Genomic DNA, 17,222 nt, shown 5'->3' on the forward strand with positions numbered 1-17,222 from the left:
GACACGAAGGTGTGCGGTGCGGCGCGCGAGCGCACCGCACCGCACAGCTTCCGTTCGCCCATTGCATGCCCACCGGGGCGGGCGCATCAACGGCGCACGGAGGCTTTCGGGCGCCGCGCGAAGCCCGGTTCAGGCCCCCTCGCCGCTCGACGGCAGGGTGCGGACCGGCAGGACGCCCGGACTCAGGCCCCTTCGACCCCCGTGACCGGCTGGATGTCCGTCTGGAGGTCGTCCGCGTGCTCGCCCGTGACCAGGTACACGACCCGCTTGGCGACGGACACCGCGTGGTCGGCGAAGCGCTCGTAGTAGCGGCCGAGCAGCGTGACGTCGACCGCCGTCTCGATGCCGTGCTTCCACTTGTCGTCCAGCAGGTGCTGGAACAGGGTGCGGTGCAGCAGGTCCATCTCGTCGTCGTCCTGCTCCAGCTGGAGGGCGAGGTCGACGTCCTTGGTGATGATCACCTCGGCCGCCTTCGCCATCAGGCGCTGGGCCAGCTGCCCCATCTCCAGGATCGTGGCGTGCAGGTCGTGCGGGATCGCCCGCTCGGGGAAGCGCAGCCGGGCGAGCTTCGCGACGTGCTGCGCCAGGTCGCCGGACCGCTCCAGGTCGGCCGACATCCGCAGCGAGGTCACGACGATCCGCAGGTCCGTCGCCACCGGCTGCTGCCGGGCCAGCAGTGCTATCGCCCGGGCCTCCAGCTCGTGCTGGAGATCGTCGACCTTCTGGTCGGCCGCGATCACGCTCTCGGCCAGCTTCAGGTCGGAGTCCAGGATGGCCGTCGTGGCGCGTCCGATCGCCGACCCGACGAGCCGGGCCATCTCGACCAGGCCCTCGCCGATCGAGTCCAGTTCCTCGTGGTACGCGTCCCGCATCAGGATGTCCCTCTCTTACGTCTTCGGGGGTTCCGGGGGCTGGGCCCTGACCGCCGGACAGGCCCTGTGAACCCCACGCTCCCACGGTCGGCCCCGTACGCGTCCGTTTCCGTCACCCCAAATGAACCATCACTGGCTCCCAGGTGAACTCTGGGCGACGAGTGTTCGAGCTCGCACTCGGATGGCTGTGGCCTCGACCGGCGACATGCCTAACCTGGGGGCATGGACGTGAACGCGGCGGTCGCCGCAGCGGCAGCGATCGCCGGAGTACTCACCGGTGTCATCGCCATGCTGGCGTTCCGCTGGAGCGAGCGCGACCAGAAGCGGCCCACCAGGACCTCTCTGCACACCGACCCCGTGCTTCCCCCGGGCGTGGACACGGTGCTGTCCGTGCTCCGGTCGTCCGCCGTCGTGCTCGACGAGGCGGACGCCGTGGTGAAGGCCAGCTCCGCCGCGTACGCCCTCGGGCTGGTGCGGGGCGGGAAGCTGGCCGTCGAGCCGATGATGCAGATGGCCCGCGACACCCGCCGCGACGGGGAGATACGCCAGGTCGAGCTGGACCTGCCCCGGCGGGGCACCGGCAGGGGCGAGGCCCTCGCCGTGTCCGCCCGGGTGGCTCCGCTCGGCTCCCGGCTGGTGCTCCTGCTGGTCGAGGACCTCACGGAGGCGCGCAGGATCGAGGCGGTACGACGCGACTTCGTCGCGAACGTGAGCCACGAGCTCAAGACGCCCGTGGGCGCGCTGTCGCTGCTCTCCGAGGCCGTCATGGACGCCTCGGACGACCCCGAGGCCGTGGAGCGCTTCGCCGGCCGGATGCAGATCGAGGCCACCCGGCTCACCAACCTCGTCCAGGAGCTCATCGACCTGTCCAGGGTGCAGAACGACGATCCGCTCGAGGACGCCGAGCCCATCCGGGTGGACGAGCTGGTGGCCGAGGCGATCGACCGCTGCCGCCATCAGGCGGGTACGAAGCAGATCACCATGGCCGCGGGCGGTACCGCGGAACTGCACGTCTGGGGCAACCGCGGCCAGCTCGCCGCGGCCCTGGGCAACCTGGTGGAGAACGCCGTCAACTACTCCCCGGCCCGCACCCGGGTCGGCATAGCCGCGCGCCGGGTGACCGCGCCCGGCGGAGACCTCATCGAGGTGGCCGTGACCGACCAGGGCATCGGCATCTCGGACAAGGACAAGGAGCGCATCTTCGAGCGCTTCTACCGCGTGGACCCGGCCCGTTCCCGTGCCACCGGAGGCACCGGCCTCGGACTCGCGATCGTCAAGCACGTGGCCGCCTCGCACGGCGGGGAGGTCACGGTGTGGAGCTCGGAGGGACAGGGCTCCACCTTCACCCTGCGGCTGCCGGAGGCGGGCGCGGCCCGCGACCGCCTGACCCATCACCACATGCCTGGACTCGACGAAGACGACGAGTACGCGCAGCCCGACGGGACGACCACCGTCACATCCCCGTACGAACCGCTTCCTGCCCCGGAGGTCCTTCCGTGACCCGTGTGCTCGTCGTCGAGGACGAGGAGTCCTTCTCCGACGCCCTGTCGTACATGCTCCGCAAGGAGGGCTTCGAGGTCGCCATCGCGACCACCGGGCCCGACGGCCTCGACGAGTTCGAGCGCAACGGCGCCGACCTCGTCCTGCTCGACCTGATGCTGCCCGGCCTGCCGGGCACGGAGGTCTGCCGCCAGCTGCGCGGGCGCTCCAACGTCCCCGTGATCATGGTCACCGCCAAGGACAGCGAGATCGACAAGGTCGTCGGACTGGAGATAGGGGCGGACGACTACGTCACGAAGCCCTTCTCCTCCCGCGAGCTGGTCGCCCGTATCCGTGCCGTCCTGCGCCGCCGGGGCGAGCCCGAGGAGGTCACGCCGGCCGCGCTGGAGGCGGGCCCGGTCCGGATGGACGTCGACCGCCACGTCGTGACCGTCGCCGGATCCAAGATCGACCTCCCGCTGAAGGAGTTCGACCTCCTGGAGATGCTCCTGCGCAACGCGGGCCGTGTGCTGACCCGTATGCAGCTCATCGACCGGGTGTGGGGCGCCGACTACGTCGGTGACACCAAGACCCTCGACGTGCACGTCAAGCGCCTGCGCGCGAAGATCGAGCCCGACCCGGGCGCGCCGCGGTACCTCGTGACGGTACGAGGCCTCGGCTACAAGTTCGAGCCGTAGACCGCGGGGCCGGGGACCGGCGGATCCGGGCCGGCGAGCGGCCGGCCGACGTACGAAGGGCGGAACCCCCGGGAAGGGGTCCCGCCCTCTGTCGTGTGCGAGCCGCGCGGCCCTCGGGTCAGTGACCCGCGGCCGACTGGGAGGCCGAGGCGGTGGCGCTCGCCGAGGCGGCGTCCGAGACCTCCTCGGACGGCGAGGCCGACGCACCGGCCGACTTCGACGGCTTGCCGCTCGCGGACGGCGACGCGGAGGCGCCCGGCGCGGCCGGGATCTCGCTCGGGCCCCACTTGCTGAAGTAGCTCTCGGCGGGGACGACGAAGGCCCGCAGGCTCACGTCGCCGGTCTTGCTGAAGCTGAAGGTGATCTTCTGCGCGTCGCCGTCCTGGATGGCCTCACGGCTGCTGTCCAGGACCGCGGAGGCGTTGCCCTTGCCGCCGATGATGACGGAGCCGTGGGGCGGGACCGTCAGCTTGCCGGATCCCTTGGCGGGCTTGACGGTGGCGGTCTTGCCGGTGCCCGGGACGGTGATCGAGTCCAGGGTCTGGGCGGTGCTGCCGCCGTTGAAGAGGGTCGCGGAGATCACGGCCGGGCCGGTCGACTCCAGGTCCGGCTGGGTGATGACGAGGGCGTTCTGCACCTTGATGACGCCCACGCTGGTGGCCGCGTTGTCCGGCTTGACCTCCAGCGTCTGGGCGTTGTGACCGGCGCCGCACGCGGCGAGCGAGGCGATCGAGAACGCGATGGCGGCGGCGGCGAGGGCGCCGCGTCGAAGGCTGCTGCTCACGGCGGCGGCAACTCCTAGAACGTGGGCGATACGGGGTCGGGCGGCCGTACGGCTGTAAAGCCGCCCTAAGGGTCTGTCAGCGGGCTTAGGTTACCGAGCCGTTCCCGCGTCGCCGCACCCGACCCGCCTCTACGCACCGCCGGGCTGCGCGGGACCCTCGGCGGGCGTTCTCCGGCGCGCGCTTCCGGCCGGGGTGTGCCGGGTAGTTTGGCGGTGCACCGGTCCGCCATTCACATAAGCGGCGGGGCCCTTGACTTGCGGATTTCCGGGCCGGGATCGGTATCGGCGGGTGCGGAATGCGGGGGGTGCCGGAATATTGATCATCAGCCGTGGTGATCAATTCCGGAAACGTCCCGGACCCGACTCCGCTCACCGAACGGAGTAGCGGAAGTCGACCTCTTGGAGTCGGACAAAATAGGACGTTCGGTCCTCTGGTGGCGACTTCGGGGGCATGTGACGTACGTGTTTCGCTCGGCCTGGACAGCCGCTCCCACCTGCGAATACCCTCTTCCGCTCGCCCCTCGCAGCACGTTCCTGTTGTGGTTGTCAAGCCCCGAGATATGCCCTGACCTGCGAAAACGCCATTCAGAAGACGCCGTATCCGTGTTACTCTGGATAGCCACGGAAGGGGTACCTGTCACATGACGTTCAAGGTTGGCGACACCGTGGTCTATCCCCATCACGGGGCCGCGCTGATCGAGGCCATCGAAACTCGCCAGATCAAAGGCGTGGACAAGACCTACTTGGTGCTGAAGGTCGCCCAGGGCGACCTGACGGTACGTGTGCCAGCGGACAATGCGGAGTTCGTCGGCGTGCGTGATGTGGTCGGTCAGGACGGGCTGGACCGGGTCTTCGAGGTGCTGCGCGCGCCGTACGCCGAGGAGCCCACGAACTGGTCGCGTCGCTACAAGGCAAATCTGGAGAAGCTCGCCTCGGGCGATGTCATCAAGGTCGCGGAAGTCGTGCGTGACCTGTGGCGTCGTGAGCGCGAGCGCGGACTCTCCGCAGGTGAGAAGCGCATGCTCGCCAAGGCCCGCCAGATCCTGGTGAGCGAGCTGGCCCTCGCGGAGAACACGAACGAGGACAAGGCGGAGGCCCTGCTCGACGAGGTCCTCGCGTCCTGACGACGGCGGTCGTCGAGCGACGGCCGTCCCGACGGCGGCGCTCGTCGAGACGGCGGCCGGATTGACGCAGGCGGCGGCCTGTTCAGCGCAATGAAATGCCGCGGTGCCCGATGACGCGATTGCTGTCGCCGGGCGCTGCGGCATGTTCGTACCCGGACGCGCCGCGCACAACCCCCCGATGTCGAGCCGCGGAGCTGTGGTCGATCCCCCGGTCTGTCGCGGGTCGCGGTCCCCGACCGCCGGCCCGAGCCCCGGATGATCTCCTACGGCCCCGATACTGACGTACCGGGCCCGGGCAGGCGACTCGACCGGATGTCACGGAAGGGGTCCGGTCAAGGCGTCGCGCCCGGCACTGCCCCAACCGTCGGCCGGGGTACGCCCTGGCCATACCCACGTCGGCCGAGCACACAAACCTGACAGGAACCGATGTCTGACGAATCGCGCCCTTCGCCTCCGGAACCCCGCACCGCGGCCGTGATTCCGGCCGCCGGACGGGGCGTGCGCCTCGGCCCGGGCGCCCCCAAAGCACTCCGCGCGCTCAACGGCACGCCCATGCTCATCCACGCCGTGCGCGCGATGGCCGCCTCCCGCGCGGTCTCCCTCGTCGTCGTCGTGGCCCCGCCCGACGGCGCCGCGGAGGTCAAGACGCTGCTGGACGCGCACGCGCTGCCGGAGCGGACCGACTTCCTGGTCGTCCCCGGCGGGGACAGCCGACAGGAGTCCGTGAGGTCCGGCCTCGACGCCCTGCCGGACGGCATCGACATCGTGCTCGTGCACGACGCCGCCCGGCCGCTGGTGCCCGTGGACACCGTGGACGCGGTCATCGAGGCGGTACGGGACGGCGCTCCGGCCGTCGTCCCGGCGCTGCCGCTCAGCGACACCGTCAAGCAGGTCGAGCCGCGCACCGACGGCTCGCCCGAGCCGGTCGTCGCCACCCCCGAGCGGGCCCGGCTGCGCGCCGTGCAGACCCCGCAGGGCTTCGACCGCGCCACGCTCGTCCGCGCCCACGAGAGCGTGACCGACGACGTGACCGACGACGCGAGCATGGTCGAGCAGCTCGGGACGCAGGTCGTGGTGGTGCCCGGGCACGAGGAGGCGTTCAAGGTGACGCGTCCCCTGGACCTCGTACTCGCCGAGGCGGTTCTCGCGCGCAGGAGGCTGAACGATGGCTTCTGAGGCGACCGGCGGCTCCCTCCCGGCCGGCGCGCCGGTGATTCCGCAGGTGGGTATCGGGACCGACATCCACGCCTTCGAGGAGGGCCGCGAGCTGTGGTGCGCGGGGCTGCTCTGGGAGGGGGAGGGTCCCGGACTCGCCGGGCACTCCGACGCGGACGTCGTCGCGCACGCCGCGTGCAACGCGCTGTTCTCCGCGGCCGGGCTGGGCGACCTCGGCGCCCACTTCGGCACCGGGCGGCCCGAGTGGGCCGGGGCGTCGGGCGTCACGCTGCTCACGGAGGCGGCGCGCATCGTCCGCGCGGCCGGGTTCGCGGTGGGGAACGTCGCGGTCCAGGTCGTCGGGCCGCGGCCGAAGATCGGCAAGCGGCGGGACGAGGCGCAGAAGCTGTTGTCCGAGGCGGTGGGGGCCCCGGTCTCCGTGTCCGGCGCCACCACCGACGGGCTGGGTTTCCCCGGGCGGGACGAGGGGCTGATGGCGGTCGCCACGGCGCTCGTCGTCCGGGCGGGGTGAAGCCGGGGGGGGGGCCTCCGCGGAGAGCCCCCTTCGCCTCTTCCCCAACCGCCTCCGCCCCTTCCCGCGGCCCGAACGGCCCCGCCCCGGAACGCCGGACGGGCTGCGGGCCCCGCCCCATGTCACGAATACGTGTGCCTTGAGGCGTAAGGGGCTCGGGGCACTGGCCGGCGGCCACTACCCTGGAGTGGTGACTATTCGCCTGTACGACACCAGCGCCCGGCAGATCCGTGACTTCACCCCGCTCGTGCCGGGTTGCGTCTCGATCTACCTGTGTGGTGCCACCGTGCAGGCGGCCCCGCACATCGGGCACATCCGCTCGGGCCTCAACTTCGACATCCTGCGCCGCTGGTTCGAGTACCGCGGATACGACGTCACCTTCATCCGGAACGTGACGGACATCGACGACAAGATCATCGCCAAGTCGGCCGAGCAGGGCCGCCCTTGGTGGTCGATCGGGTACGCGAACGAGCGCGCCTTCAACGACGGCTACGACGTGCTCGGCTGCCTGCCGCCCACGTACGAGCCGCGGGCCACCGGGCACATCACCGAGATGATCGAGATGATGCGCGGTCTCATCGAGCGCGGCCACGCCTACGAGGCCGACGGCAACGTCTACTTCGACGTGCGCTCCCTCCCCGGCTACCTGGCGCTCTCCAACCAGGAGCTGGACAACCTGCTGCAGCCCTCCGGGGAGGGCGAGACCGGCAAGCGGGACCCGCGCGACTTCGCCATGTGGAAGGCCGCCAAGCCGGGCGAGCCCAGCTGGGAGACGCCGTGGGGCCGCGGACGTCCGGGCTGGCACCTGGAGTGCTCGGCGATGGCCCACAAGTACCTGGGCAGCGCCTTCGACATCCACGGCGGAGGCATCGACCTGATCTTCCCGCACCACGAGAACGAGATCGCCCAGGCCAAGGCGTTCGGCGACGAGTTCGCCATGTACTGGGTGCACAACGCCTGGGTCACCATGAGCGGCGAGAAGATGTCGAAGTCGCTCGGCAACTCGGTCCTGGTGAGCGAGATGGTCAAGCAGTGGCGCCCGATCGTGCTGCGCTACTACCTGGGCACCCCGCACTACCGCTCGATGATCGAGTACAGCGAAGAGGCCCTGCGCGAGGCCGAGTCGGCGTTCGCCCGGATCGAGGGCTTCGTGCAGCGTGTCGTGGAGAAGGCCGGGGGAGTGGTCGAGCCCGCCGCCGAGGTGCCGCCGGCCTTCGCCGAGGCGATGGACGACGACCTGGGCGTCCCGCAGGCGCTCGCCGTCGTGCACACCACCGTCCGCCAGGGCAACAGCGCGCTGGCCGCCGACGACAAGGAAGCCGCCGTCGCCCGCCTCGCCGAGGTCCGTGCGATGCTCGGCGTCCTCGGCCTCGACCCGCTGGACCCGCACTGGGCCGGGGAGAGCGACCGCGGCGAGGACCTGCACGGCGTCGTCGACACCCTGGTCCGCCTCGTGCTCCAGCAGCGCGAGGCGGCGCGGGGGCGCAAGGACTGGGCGACCGCGGACGCCATCCGGGACCAGCTCAACCAGTCGGGCCTGGTCATCGAGGACGGCCCGCAGGGTCCGCGCTGGACGCTCGGCCCGCGCTGAGCGGCCGCTCCGCCGGGCCGGGTCGGCCACCGTCGACCAAGATCGATTGTGCCGCCCGGGCCTCCGGGCGGCACACTTCATATACGTACGTACGCACGCCTCACACAGACAGGTAGGTCATGGCCGCTCACAACCGCCGCATGTCCGGCAAGAAGGGCGCGCAGGTCGGCAGTGGCGGCCAGCGACGCAAGGGCCTGGAGGGCAAGGGTCCGACCCCGCCCGCCGAGATGCGCAAGAAGCACAAGGCGAACCGCATCGCCAACGCCAAGGCGAAGCAGGCCGCCCGCCGGCCCGCGCCGCGCGGCCGGGGCGGCAAGGGCACGTCCGAGATGGTCGTCGGGCGCAACCCCGTCGTCGAGGCGCTGCGCGAGGGCGTGCCCGCGGTCACGCTCTACGTCCAGCAGTTCATCGACAACGACGAGCGGGTGCGCGAGGCGCTCCAGCTCGCCGGGGAGCGCGGCGGCATCCACCTCATGGAGGCCCCCCGCCCGGAGCTGGACCGCATGACCAACGGGCTCAACCACCAGGGCCTGGTCCTGCAGGTCCCGCCGTACGAGTACGCGCACCCCGAGGACCTCGCCGCCGCCGCGTACGACGAGGGCGCGGACCCGCTGATCGTCGCGCTCGACGGCGTAACCGACCCGCGCAACCTCGGTGCCGTCGTCCGGTCCGTCTCGGCCTTCGGCGGCCACGGTGTCGTCGTGCCCGAGCGGCGCGCGGCCGGCATGACCGCCGGTGCCTGGAAGACGTCCGCCGGCACCGCGGCCCGTACGCCCGTCGCCCGCGCGTCGAACCTGACGCGGGCCCTGGAGTCGTACAAGAAGGCGGGCCTCGTCGTGGTCGGTCTGGCCGCGGACGGCGAGGTCGAACTCGGTGAGCTGGAGGCGCTGGGCGGACCGGTCGTCATCGTGGTCGGCAGCGAGGGCAAGGGCCTGTCCCGACTCGTCGGCGAGACCTGCGACTTCAGGGTGCGGATCCCGATGCCGGGCGGCGCCGAGTCGCTGAACGCCGGTGTGGCGGCGGGAGTTGTCCTCTACGAGGCGTCACGGCGACGCGTCTGAACAGATGTGCCCGTAGTAACCCCCGTGGGGCAAGAGGGATGTTCCGGATGACCTTGACGCGGTCCGGACAGATCGGCCGGGTCAAAGCAGTGTCCTAATCAGACGTCACTCGGTTAGATGAGTGTGGACACCAGAACACCCCGCACACCCACGGGGGACCGCTCGTCGGGATACGACGACGCTCCCGCGCTGAGCATGGTGAAGGTGCCGAGCGACCCGGCGCAGATCATCGTCAATCATGCGAGCTTCCGCGTGCAGCTAGGCGCGTCGACGCGGACCCGATCCCCCCGTATCGCGCAGCACCCGAGCTCCGCCGCGGCCACCGCGCGCACCCCCGTCGTCGGCACGGGCGGTGCGGCGGGAACGCGCCGTCGCGCCCCCGTCGTCTGGAGCGGGAAGTCCGCGCCCGACGACACGGGTGCCACGCGGCTGCTGCAGGCCGCACGCAGTACGAGCGTGCGCCACGGCGAGGACCCGGCCGGCGACGCCGGCGCGACCCAGGTCATCCCGCGCATCGGCGTCGGCGAACCGGACCGCTACGACGGCGACATGACCGTCGAGACGGTCGAGACCCCGCTCGTGGGCAGCCAGCGCAACCCCGCCTCCGGCGAGACGCGACTCCTGCCGCACATGCGCCAGGTGGGCAGCGCCTACGACGAACCCGCCTACGCCGACGACCGGTTCACGGGCGGGGACCCCGACGCGGAGTTCGACGAGGACGAGGGTGCCGAGGACGGGTCCCGGGTCAGGCGCCACGGCGCGGACCCGGTGCGGCACGCCTACTACCCCGGCCGCCGGATGAACCTCGGCGTCGTGCTGCTCCCGCTGCGCGTCTTCCTCGGATTCATCTCGATCTACGCCGGCATGGGCAAGCTCTGCGACCCCGTCTACTTCGACGGCGGCAAGCGCGGCTCGATGGTCAAGTGGCTCAACTCCCTGCACCCGTGGGAAATGGCCGAGCCGCTGCGGCAGTTCGCCCTCCAGCACCCCGTCGGTGCCGGTCTCGTCATCGCCTTCCTCCAGGTCATCGTGGGCGTCCTCACGATCCTGGGCCTCTGGCAGCGCGTCGCCGCCGTGGTCGGCGCCGGACTGTCGGCCGCGCTGCTGCTCACCGTCAGCTGGAAGACGGTGCCGGTCTACGACGCGCCCGACATCATCTACCTCGCCGCCTGGTCCCCGCTGATCACCGCGGGCGCTCCGGTCTACTCCGTCGACGGACGGCTCGCCGGGGAGGCCTGGCGCAGGCTCGGGCCGCGTGCGGACATCTGGGAGCTGCGGCAGCGGGTGCTGCGTCGCGGCGCGCTCGTCACGACCGTCGTCGTCGGCCTCACGCTGCTCATCGGTTCGCTCCTCGGCGGTGCCGTACGCGACGCCGACCGGGTCGTCGTGCCGGGTCCCGGCGAGGCTCCGCGGAACGAACTGCCCGGTTCCCCGCTCCCGGGAGAGCCCGGCAAGCGGCACCACCGGGCCAGTCCGTCCGCCTCCGAGGCGCCCACCCGGGGTGCCTCCTCGTCCCCGTCGGGCGCGGCCACGACGCCCGGAGCGGTGACGACACCGGGTACGGCGGGCAGCGCGCCCAGCCAGACCCAGGGCACCAACCAGGCGCCGCCCCGGCAGTCCTCCCCCGTCCAGCAGGCGCCGAGCACCACCTCGGGGCCGACGTCGGGCGGCGGCACATCCTCCGGCGGCACCGGCTCGGGCGGTACGTCCGGTGGCAGTTCGGGCGGCAGCAGCTCGGGCGGCTCCGACCGGCTGGTGGGCGGCCTGCTGGGCTGACGTCCTCCCGCCGACACGTCGATGGGCCCCGCACACCGGGTGTGCGGGGCCCATCGACGTGCCCGGGTCCGTGCTGCCGCCGTCGCGGGGCGGGGCGGTCGGTTCAGCGGCCCAGCGCCGCCAGTTCCTTGGCCGCCTCGCGCAGGTCCTTCGCGGTGTCGATGGCGCGCCAGTAGGCCCCCTGCGGGATCGGGAAGCCGGCCAGTCGGCGTTCGCGCGCCAGCCGCGGGAACGTGGTGCGTTCGTGGTCGCCGCGCTCCGGGAGCAGGGAGGCGAACTCGGGGGAGAAGACGTAGACGCCCGCGTTGATCTCGTGCTGCGTCGGCGGTGACTCGATGAAGTCCGTGATGCGGCCGAAGCCGTCGGTCTTCACGGCGCCCCAGGGGATGCGGGGACGGGCCAGCGCGAGGGTCGCGACCGCGTCGCGCTCGGTGTGGAAGTCCGCCATGTCGCGCAGGGAGAAACGGGTCCAGATGTCGCCGTTCGTCGCGTACCAGGGCTGGTCCGGGTGCGGGAGGTGCGCGGCGGCGTACTTGAGGCCGCCGCCGCGGCCGAGGGGTTCCGTCTCGACGACCGTCTTGACGTTGACCGGCAGGTCGGCGGAGTCCAGCCACTTCTGCAGCACCTCGGCGAGGTGCCCGCAGCTGACGACGACGTCCGTCACGCCCTCCTCGGCGAGCCAGACGAGCTGGTGGCCGATGATCGGGGTCCCGGTGCCGGGAATCTCGACCATCGGCTTGGGCCGGTCATCGGTGTAGGGGCGCAGGCGGGACCCCTGACCTCCGGCCAGGACAACGGCTTGAACGGGGCGCGACGCGGCGTTCGGATCGGTCATGCCCGAACTGTACGTGGCGCCCCGTCGGGGGCTTCGACCGGCAATCGTTCCGTAACCGGACGGACGTGAACGGTGCCCGTGGCGGTCCTACCGGGCCGCGAGCCCGTGGGCCACCCCCGATGCGAAGGCGGTGTCGCAGACCGGCCGGGAGAAGGACTGGGCGCGCGTCGGCCCGTAGACCCGCACGGCTGCCCGGCCGAGGGCACGGGCGATCGAGGAGCAGTGCTTCGCCAGCGACGGCCGCCCGTTCACCGCCTGTTGGAGGTGGGTGAGGGCCACGCCCGGGTCCTTCTCCTGCAGTTCCATCAGGAGTCTGTCGCGCAGGACGTCCTGGGGTGCACGGGCGGACTGACGCTTGGAGACGTCGGTCGAGGAGGCGGTGAGCACCGAGTCCGAGGAGGTCCCCGACCAGTTGACTCGGGTGACCGCGAGGGTCCCGGAGAGCACCAGGACGACAGGCAGAACGAGGGCGAGGGTGCGGCCGATCCGGCGGGCGGGGCCACGGCCACGCCGGGTCCGTTGGTTAGTGGTGGAGTGCTTCACGCGAGTGAGGGTAGCGCGGGGTAATGATTTGGCGACATTTAGTCATCAGATCGGGGGACAGGGGTGGGGCGATATTCGGGTGACGGGTTGACGTACACGTATCGAAATGACCGCTCTGCCGGGGTATTTGTCGACAACGGAAAAGGCCCCGCAGCAGGCTGCGGGGCCCTTCTCGTCAACTTCGGTGAATTCACCCCTTGCGGGGGGTTGGCGCGGCCTCAGTCGGAGAGGCGCTCGCCCGTGGAGGTCGAGAACACGTGGGTCTCGCCCGGACGCGGGACGACGTGGAGCGTGGCGCCCTTGTCCGGGACCGCGCGGCCGCTGACGCGGACGACCAGGTCCTTGAGCTCGTCGCCGACCTTGGCGCTGCCGTAGACGTAGCCGTCGGCGCCGAGTTCCTCGACGACGTTGACGGAGACGGCCAGACCGGCCGGGGCGTCCTCGGTCGCCTTGGACAGCGAGGCGGCGGCGGCGCCGCCGCCCTGCTCGACGATGTCGAAGTGCTCGGGGCGGACGCCGACGGTGACCGTGCGGTCGCCCTTGTCGGCGGCGGCCTTGAGCGCGTCGCGGTTGACCGGCACCACGCTGTTGCCGAACTTCACGCCGCCGTCGGTGATCGGGACCTCGACGAGGTTCATGGCCGGGGAGCCGATGAACCCGGCGACGAACAGGTTCGCGGGGCGGTCGTACATGTTGCGCGGGGAGTCGACCTGCTGGAGCAGACCGTCCTTGAGGACGGCCACGCGGTCGCCCATGGTCATGGCCTCGACCTGGTCGTGGGTGACGTAGACCGTGGTGATGCCGAGACGGCGCTGGAGGCTCGCGATCTGCGTACGGGTGGAGACGCGGAGCTTGGCGTCGAGGTTCGACAGCGGCTCGTCCATGAGGAACACCTGGGGCTCGCGCACGATGGCGCGGCCCATGGCGACGCGCTGGCGCTGACCGCCGGAGAGCGCCTTCGGCTTGCGGCCGAGGTACTCGGTGAGGTCGAGGATCTTCGCCGCGTCCTCGACCTTCTGGCGGATCTCGGCCTTGTTCACGCCGGCGATCTTGAGCGCGAAGCCCATGTTGTCGGCGACGGTCATGTGCGGGTACAGCGCGTAGTTCTGGAACACCATGGCGATGTCCCGGTCCTTGGGCGGCAGGTGCGTGACGTCGCGGTCGCCGATGCGGATGGCGCCGGCGTTCACGTCCTCGAGCCCCGCGAGCATGCGGAGCGAGGTGGACTTGCCGCAGCCGGAGGGACCGACGAGGACGAGGAACTCGCCGTCCTCGATGTCGATCTCCAGGGCATCGACGGCGGGCTTCTCGGAACCCGGGTAGATCCGGGTCGCCTTGTCGAACGAGACAGTGGCCATGGTGAGGGGCCCCCTTCACCGGCAGGAACGTGCCGGACGATCCGTTGTAAAGGTGGTGATCCACTACGGAACGGTCCATAGTGGTGTAGTCCACATGGGTGAACTCGGTCAGGACGCTACCTGGCGTTCACCGGGTCTGTCAGTACTCCGGGGCCGGTGAAGTTCGCGGAAATTTTCGACGGGCCCCCGCTGTGACGTGGGTACACTGCACGGGCGTGCTCGCACGCGGTCACCGCACACCTGCGTGCGTGCCTCCTTAGCTCAGCTGGTCAGAGCGCCGCTCTTGTAAAGCGAAGGTCGTCGGTTCGAATCCGACAGGGGGCTCCGTCCCTACCAGGGAAAATGCCCCCGTGATACGGATCACGGGGGCATTGACGGCAGTTCTTGACGGCAGTCCGCCTCAGCGGCGCCGCTTGAGTAGGCGGTCCATGTGGCCCATGGCTTCCCGCCGGTCCCCGTCACTTACGTGCGTATAGACGTTCATCGTCACTGCGATCTGCGAGTGGCCCAGGATCTCCATCACGGTGCGGGGCGCGACGCCCGCCGCGAAGAGCAGGGACGCGCAGCCATGGCGGGTGTCGTGCAGCCGGACTTGCGGCAAGGCTGCGGACTCTGCGATCCGGAGGAACGACCGGTAGAGATTCCGCGGCTCGATCGGCAGTCCGCTGCGAGTGGTGAATACGTGATCACTCTCGTGCCAGTCCGTGCCGGCCTTCGCGCGGCGGTCTGTTTGCCGTAGACGCTGCCAGCGGAGCGGCGCGACGCACATCAGCGGGATTGGGATGACCCGCGCTCGCCTGTTCTTGGTGGTGTCTAGGTACAGCTCCTTACCGCCACGGTTCAGCGTGGTCCGGACCGTCAGCACACGGCGGTCGAGGTCCACGTCTCGCCACTGCAACCCGAGGATTTCCCCACGGCGCAGACCGAGGGCGACCGCCAGGACGAATGCCGGATACAGCGGGTCGGTTCGCGCGGCCTCCAGGAACGTCAACGTCTCGTCCAGCGTCCACGGACGGAGTTCGCGCGGCTCGACGCGGGGCGCGGGAACCAACTGCACGACGTTGCGACTGATCAGTTCCTCACGGCACGCAGCCGTCAGAGCAGTGCGCAGCACGCGGTGTGCCTCTTTCGCCGTGGCCGCCGATGCCTGTGCGGTCACGGCCGTGAGCATCTGCCGCACGTTCGCCGTGGTGAGGGATTCGAGGCGGCGATTGCCCAGCAGCGGCACGAGGTAGAGCCGCACGTGCATCTCGTACTTCACGTACGTGGTCCGCTTCCGGTGCGGCTTGATGTACTCCTCCAGCCAGTACGGCAGCCACTCCGAGAGCTTCGCCGACCGGGAAGGCGTCGGCACCCCCTGTCGGTCTCGGCGTACGAGTTCCTGGCGCTTCTCGTCGCACTCCTCCCAGGTCGAGCCGTACACCGTCTTGCGCTTGCGGGTACCGTCCGGCTGCGGGACGTACACGCGGGCTTCGTAACGGCCGTCTTTGCGCTGCCAGATGCTGCCAGCGCCGTTGGGGTTCCTCTTACGGGTGGCCATCAGGCTGCGTTCTCCTCAATTCGTTCCTGCATGAAGGCGCGCACGCTGTCTGGGGACACGCGGCGAGCGCGACCGATGGTGAAACTCACCAACTGACGCGAGCGGATGAGGTCGTAGACCTTGCTGCGGCTCAGGCGCAGGGCGGTCATGACCTCCGGCACGGTGAAGGCTTCGGGTGTTTCGGGCACGGCGGTGCGCACGACGAACCTCCGGAATGCGGGCGGGGCTCTCGGCCCCCTCTTGGAAGTCCGCTACTTCCGCTACCACCGCTACCGCGCAGGTCAGGGGCCTGTTGGAGGTAGCGGGAAGGGGTAGCGGTAGCGGATGGGTAGCGGGGCGGTAGCGGCAACCGGAGCCGGTTGCCGCTACCGCGTCGTTGCTGGTCAGGCCACGTTTTCGGTGCCTGGTAGCGGAGGTAGCGGACTTTCCGGGGGTGGGGGGCAGTAGCGGGCCCACGCGTCCCAGAGATCGGCGCTGTAGTAGCCCTTCAGCACGCTTCCAGCGGTCTTGATGTTGCGGGAGGCGATGGGCTCGTTATCCGCCGTCATGTACTCCGCGAGCATCTTGGACAGGCGCCGGTTGTCGAGCGGCTTGCCGTGCAGGTCTGCCCACGGGGCGTCGTCCAGGGCGTTCAGCCTGTCGAGGATGGCGACGGTGGGCAGCCGGTCAATGCCGGCCATGACGTGGTCTCGCAGGTCGGTGAGCAGCCGGACTCCGAGGCTGCCTTTGTCGTTGACCTTGGAGGCGGCCACCAACGCGACGCAGGCTTCGCGGGCCCGGTCGGGCCAGTCCCCGCCGGCGGCGTCCGCGATGGCGAGCAACGGTTCCCACACGTCGGCGGGTCGGTCGGTGACGTCATCGGGCATCGTCGGCCAGACGTTCATGACCCGCTCGCTGACCTGCGCTGCCCAGGCGGCGAGCCGGTCGCGCAGGGCGAACCCTTCCTTTTCGTGGATGCGGGTGCGGTAGGGCTCGATCTGTTCGTTGCGGGCCCTGCGGCGCATGCGGATGTTGACGGAGCGGTCTCGGATGGTGTCGGGCAGGTAGCCGAGCCCGGCCACGGCGACGGCGGCGTAGGAGTGGAATGCCTGCACGGTTTGGTTGGCGCCGTCGCCCACGCAACGGAACATCGGCCGATTGCGGCGGTGTCCTGCGTTGATGAATCCCCGGAGCTGCTCGTTCTCCCCGGCCTTGGGGCCGAAGATGGTGTCGATCTCGTCGAAGAGGATCGTGGGCCGCTTGCCGTCGACCCCGGCCACCGCACGGAAGAGCGCGGCGGCGGACGCGTCGACAGCGGCCATCGGGTTGGGCACGAGGGTTTCCACGATCTCCAGCGCCCGGGATTTCCCGGACCCCGGTTCGGGGGACAGGAAAGCCAGGCGCGGGGTGGACTCGAAGCAGTCGAGCAGGTGCGCGTGCGCGTCCCACAGGACCACGGCCACGTAGGCGGCTTCGTTGGGGAAGACGTTGAAGCGGCGGTGGAAGGCTTCCACCTCGTTGAGCAGCGCGGCGCCGTCGATGGCGGTCATGCGGCGTGCCTCCCTTCACACGGCCGGGCGGGCGTTCCGGTGCAGACGGAGCGGTGGGCGTCGTACTCGGTGACCAGCGCGGCGACGGCGGCCGGGTTCGTGGCGGTGCCGGTCAGCCCGCAGGCGCAGGCATAGGCGGCGGTGGGGAGGGCGCCGGGTCGGGTGGACCAGCGGGCGCCGTCGTAGTGGTGCCGGTAGACCGGCGGGGCGAAGATCCGGATACCGGGTGCGTCCGGGGTCGGGTCGACGCCCGGCCGTACCTGGGAGCGGTTCGAGAAAAGGGCAGTTACGACGCCCTGACGGGCGGCGCCTGTCGGCTCGCCCACGCCCGCCGCGTCCACAGGC

Annotated in this window: 17 protein-coding genes and 1 tRNA gene; 9 read left to right on the top strand and 9 right to left on the bottom strand. The window is 70.7% G+C overall.

The window, feature by feature from the left end:
- Positions 1 to 182: 182 nt before the first annotated feature.
- Positions 183 to 872 (bottom strand): phosphate signaling complex protein PhoU, encoded by a 690-nt coding sequence (gene phoU, locus ACZ4NT_RS30155; protein WP_121402188.1) that lies wholly within the window; start codon positions 870 to 872, stop codon positions 183 to 185.
- A gap of 222 nt (positions 873 to 1,094) precedes the next feature.
- On the opposite strand from phoU, the gene phoR reads away from it, so the two are divergent.
- Together phoR and phoP are read left to right on the top strand one after the other, a co-directional pair.
- Complete coding sequence (phoR, locus tag ACZ4NT_RS30160; RefSeq protein ID WP_121402189.1) at positions 1,095 to 2,372, top strand: two-component system sensor histidine kinase PhoR; 1,278 nt, start codon at positions 1,095 to 1,097, stop codon at positions 2,370 to 2,372.
- Positions 2,373 to 2,377: 5 nt separating this feature from the next.
- Complete coding sequence (gene phoP, locus ACZ4NT_RS30165; protein ID WP_467728417.1) at positions 2,378 to 3,049, top strand: two-component system response regulator PhoP; 672 nt, start codon at positions 2,378 to 2,380, stop codon at positions 3,047 to 3,049.
- Between the two features lie 118 nt (positions 3,050 to 3,167).
- On the opposite strand, the gene ACZ4NT_RS30170 is transcribed toward phoP, so the two are convergent.
- Positions 3,168 to 3,833 (bottom strand): copper chaperone PCu(A)C domain-containing protein, encoded by a 666-nt coding sequence (locus ACZ4NT_RS30170; RefSeq protein WP_121402191.1) that lies wholly within the window; start codon positions 3,831 to 3,833, stop codon positions 3,168 to 3,170.
- Between the two features lie 641 nt (positions 3,834 to 4,474).
- Between ACZ4NT_RS30170 and ACZ4NT_RS30175 the strand changes: the two genes are divergently transcribed.
- From ACZ4NT_RS30175 to ACZ4NT_RS30200, 6 genes are all read left to right on the top strand, one after another.
- A complete protein-coding gene (locus tag ACZ4NT_RS30175; protein ID WP_003953493.1) occupies positions 4,475 to 4,957 on the top strand; it encodes a CarD family transcriptional regulator in 483 nt (160 codons plus the stop codon).
- 426 nt (positions 4,958 to 5,383) lie between these two features.
- A complete protein-coding gene (gene ispD, locus ACZ4NT_RS30180; RefSeq protein ID WP_121402192.1) occupies positions 5,384 to 6,133 on the top strand; it encodes a 2-C-methyl-D-erythritol 4-phosphate cytidylyltransferase in 750 nt (249 codons plus the stop codon).
- Positions 6,123 to 6,644 (top strand): 2-C-methyl-D-erythritol 2,4-cyclodiphosphate synthase, encoded by a 522-nt coding sequence (gene ispF / locus ACZ4NT_RS30185; protein ID WP_467728389.1) that lies wholly within the window; start codon positions 6,123 to 6,125, stop codon positions 6,642 to 6,644. Before ispD ends, ispF begins: the two co-directional genes overlap by 11 nt.
- 190 nt (positions 6,645 to 6,834) lie before the next feature.
- Entirely contained in the window at positions 6,835 to 8,235 is a 1,401-nt protein-coding gene (gene cysS / locus ACZ4NT_RS30190; RefSeq protein WP_121402194.1) for a cysteine--tRNA ligase, read from the top strand.
- Between the two features lie 119 nt (positions 8,236 to 8,354).
- Positions 8,355 to 9,296: a 23S rRNA (guanosine(2251)-2'-O)-methyltransferase RlmB gene (gene rlmB, locus ACZ4NT_RS30195; RefSeq protein WP_467728390.1), complete on the top strand. Its 942-nt coding sequence runs from the start codon at positions 8,355 to 8,357 to the stop codon at positions 9,294 to 9,296.
- 117 nt (positions 9,297 to 9,413) lie between these two features.
- Positions 9,414 to 11,072, top strand: coding sequence for a DoxX family protein (locus ACZ4NT_RS30200; protein WP_467728391.1), 1,659 nt, complete (start codon positions 9,414 to 9,416; stop codon positions 11,070 to 11,072).
- Positions 11,073 to 11,175: 103 nt separating this feature from the next.
- Here the strand turns inward: ACZ4NT_RS30200 and ACZ4NT_RS30205 are convergent, their stop codons facing one another.
- The 3 genes from ACZ4NT_RS30205 to ACZ4NT_RS30215 form a co-directional block, all read right to left on the bottom strand.
- Positions 11,176 to 11,907, bottom strand: a complete 732-nt coding sequence (locus ACZ4NT_RS30205; protein WP_121402197.1) for a nucleotidyltransferase family protein — start codon at positions 11,905 to 11,907, stop codon at positions 11,176 to 11,178.
- 87 nt (positions 11,908 to 11,994) lie between these two features.
- A complete protein-coding gene (locus ACZ4NT_RS30210; protein ID WP_121402198.1) occupies positions 11,995 to 12,450 on the bottom strand; it encodes a hypothetical protein in 456 nt (151 codons plus the stop codon).
- Positions 12,451 to 12,668: 218 nt separating this feature from the next.
- Complete coding sequence (locus ACZ4NT_RS30215; protein WP_467728392.1) at positions 12,669 to 13,808, bottom strand: ABC transporter ATP-binding protein; 1,140 nt, start codon at positions 13,806 to 13,808, stop codon at positions 12,669 to 12,671.
- A 250-nt stretch (positions 13,809 to 14,058) separates the two neighbouring features.
- Between ACZ4NT_RS30215 and ACZ4NT_RS30220 the strand changes: the two genes are divergently transcribed.
- Positions 14,059 to 14,132 (top strand) — tRNA-Thr (locus ACZ4NT_RS30220).
- A 76-nt stretch (positions 14,133 to 14,208) separates the two neighbouring features.
- Here ACZ4NT_RS30220 and ACZ4NT_RS30225 read toward each other — a convergent pair.
- From ACZ4NT_RS30225 to ACZ4NT_RS30240, 4 genes are all read right to left on the bottom strand, one after another.
- Positions 14,209 to 15,348: a tyrosine-type recombinase/integrase gene (locus tag ACZ4NT_RS30225; protein WP_467728393.1), complete on the bottom strand. Its 1,140-nt coding sequence runs from the start codon at positions 15,346 to 15,348 to the stop codon at positions 14,209 to 14,211.
- Positions 15,348 to 15,548 carry a helix-turn-helix domain-containing protein gene (locus ACZ4NT_RS30230; protein WP_467728394.1) on the bottom strand — a complete coding sequence of 67 codons (201 nt, stop codon included), beginning with the start codon at positions 15,546 to 15,548 and terminating at the stop codon, positions 15,348 to 15,350. The genes ACZ4NT_RS30225 and ACZ4NT_RS30230 overlap by 1 nt, the downstream gene beginning before the upstream one ends.
- A gap of 183 nt (positions 15,549 to 15,731) precedes the next feature.
- Positions 15,732 to 16,877: a DUF3631 domain-containing protein gene (locus ACZ4NT_RS30235; protein ID WP_467728395.1), complete on the bottom strand. Its 1,146-nt coding sequence runs from the start codon at positions 16,875 to 16,877 to the stop codon at positions 15,732 to 15,734.
- Positions 16,874 to 17,203, bottom strand: coding sequence for a hypothetical protein (locus ACZ4NT_RS30240; protein ID WP_467728396.1), 330 nt, complete (start codon positions 17,201 to 17,203; stop codon positions 16,874 to 16,876). The genes ACZ4NT_RS30235 and ACZ4NT_RS30240 overlap by 4 nt, the downstream gene beginning before the upstream one ends.
- Positions 17,204 to 17,222 lie beyond the last annotated feature (19 nt).

This window comes from Streptomyces sp. NPDC026417 (genome assembly GCF_055567695.1).

Excerpts from the sequence above, each read along its gene's own strand:
- rlmB (WP_467728390.1), top strand. The coding sequence starts at position 8,355 with ATGGCCGCTCACAACCGCCGCATGTCCGGCAAGAAGGGCGCGCAGGTC.
- ispD (WP_121402192.1), top strand. The coding sequence starts at position 5,384 with ATGTCTGACGAATCGCGCCCTTCGCCTCCGGAACCCCGCACCGCGGCC.
- ACZ4NT_RS30205 (WP_121402197.1), bottom strand. The coding sequence starts at position 11,907 with ATGACCGATCCGAACGCCGCGTCGCGCCCCGTTCAAGCCGTTGTCCTG.
- ACZ4NT_RS30200 (WP_467728391.1), top strand. The coding sequence starts at position 9,414 with ATGAGTGTGGACACCAGAACACCCCGCACACCCACGGGGGACCGCTCG.
- ispF (WP_467728389.1), top strand. The coding sequence starts at position 6,123 with ATGGCTTCTGAGGCGACCGGCGGCTCCCTCCCGGCCGGCGCGCCGGTG.
- ACZ4NT_RS30225 (WP_467728393.1), bottom strand. The coding sequence starts at position 15,348 with ATGGCCACCCGTAAGAGGAACCCCAACGGCGCTGGCAGCATCTGGCAG.
- phoR (WP_121402189.1), top strand. The coding sequence starts at position 1,095 with ATGGACGTGAACGCGGCGGTCGCCGCAGCGGCAGCGATCGCCGGAGTA.
- ACZ4NT_RS30215 (WP_467728392.1), bottom strand. The coding sequence starts at position 13,808 with ATGGCCACTGTCTCGTTCGACAAGGCGACCCGGATCTACCCGGGTTCC.
- phoU (WP_121402188.1), bottom strand. The coding sequence starts at position 872 with ATGCGGGACGCGTACCACGAGGAACTGGACTCGATCGGCGAGGGCCTG.
- ACZ4NT_RS30235 (WP_467728395.1), bottom strand. The coding sequence starts at position 16,877 with ATGACCGCCATCGACGGCGCCGCGCTGCTCAACGAGGTGGAAGCCTTC.
- ACZ4NT_RS30175 (WP_003953493.1), top strand. The coding sequence starts at position 4,475 with ATGACGTTCAAGGTTGGCGACACCGTGGTCTATCCCCATCACGGGGCC.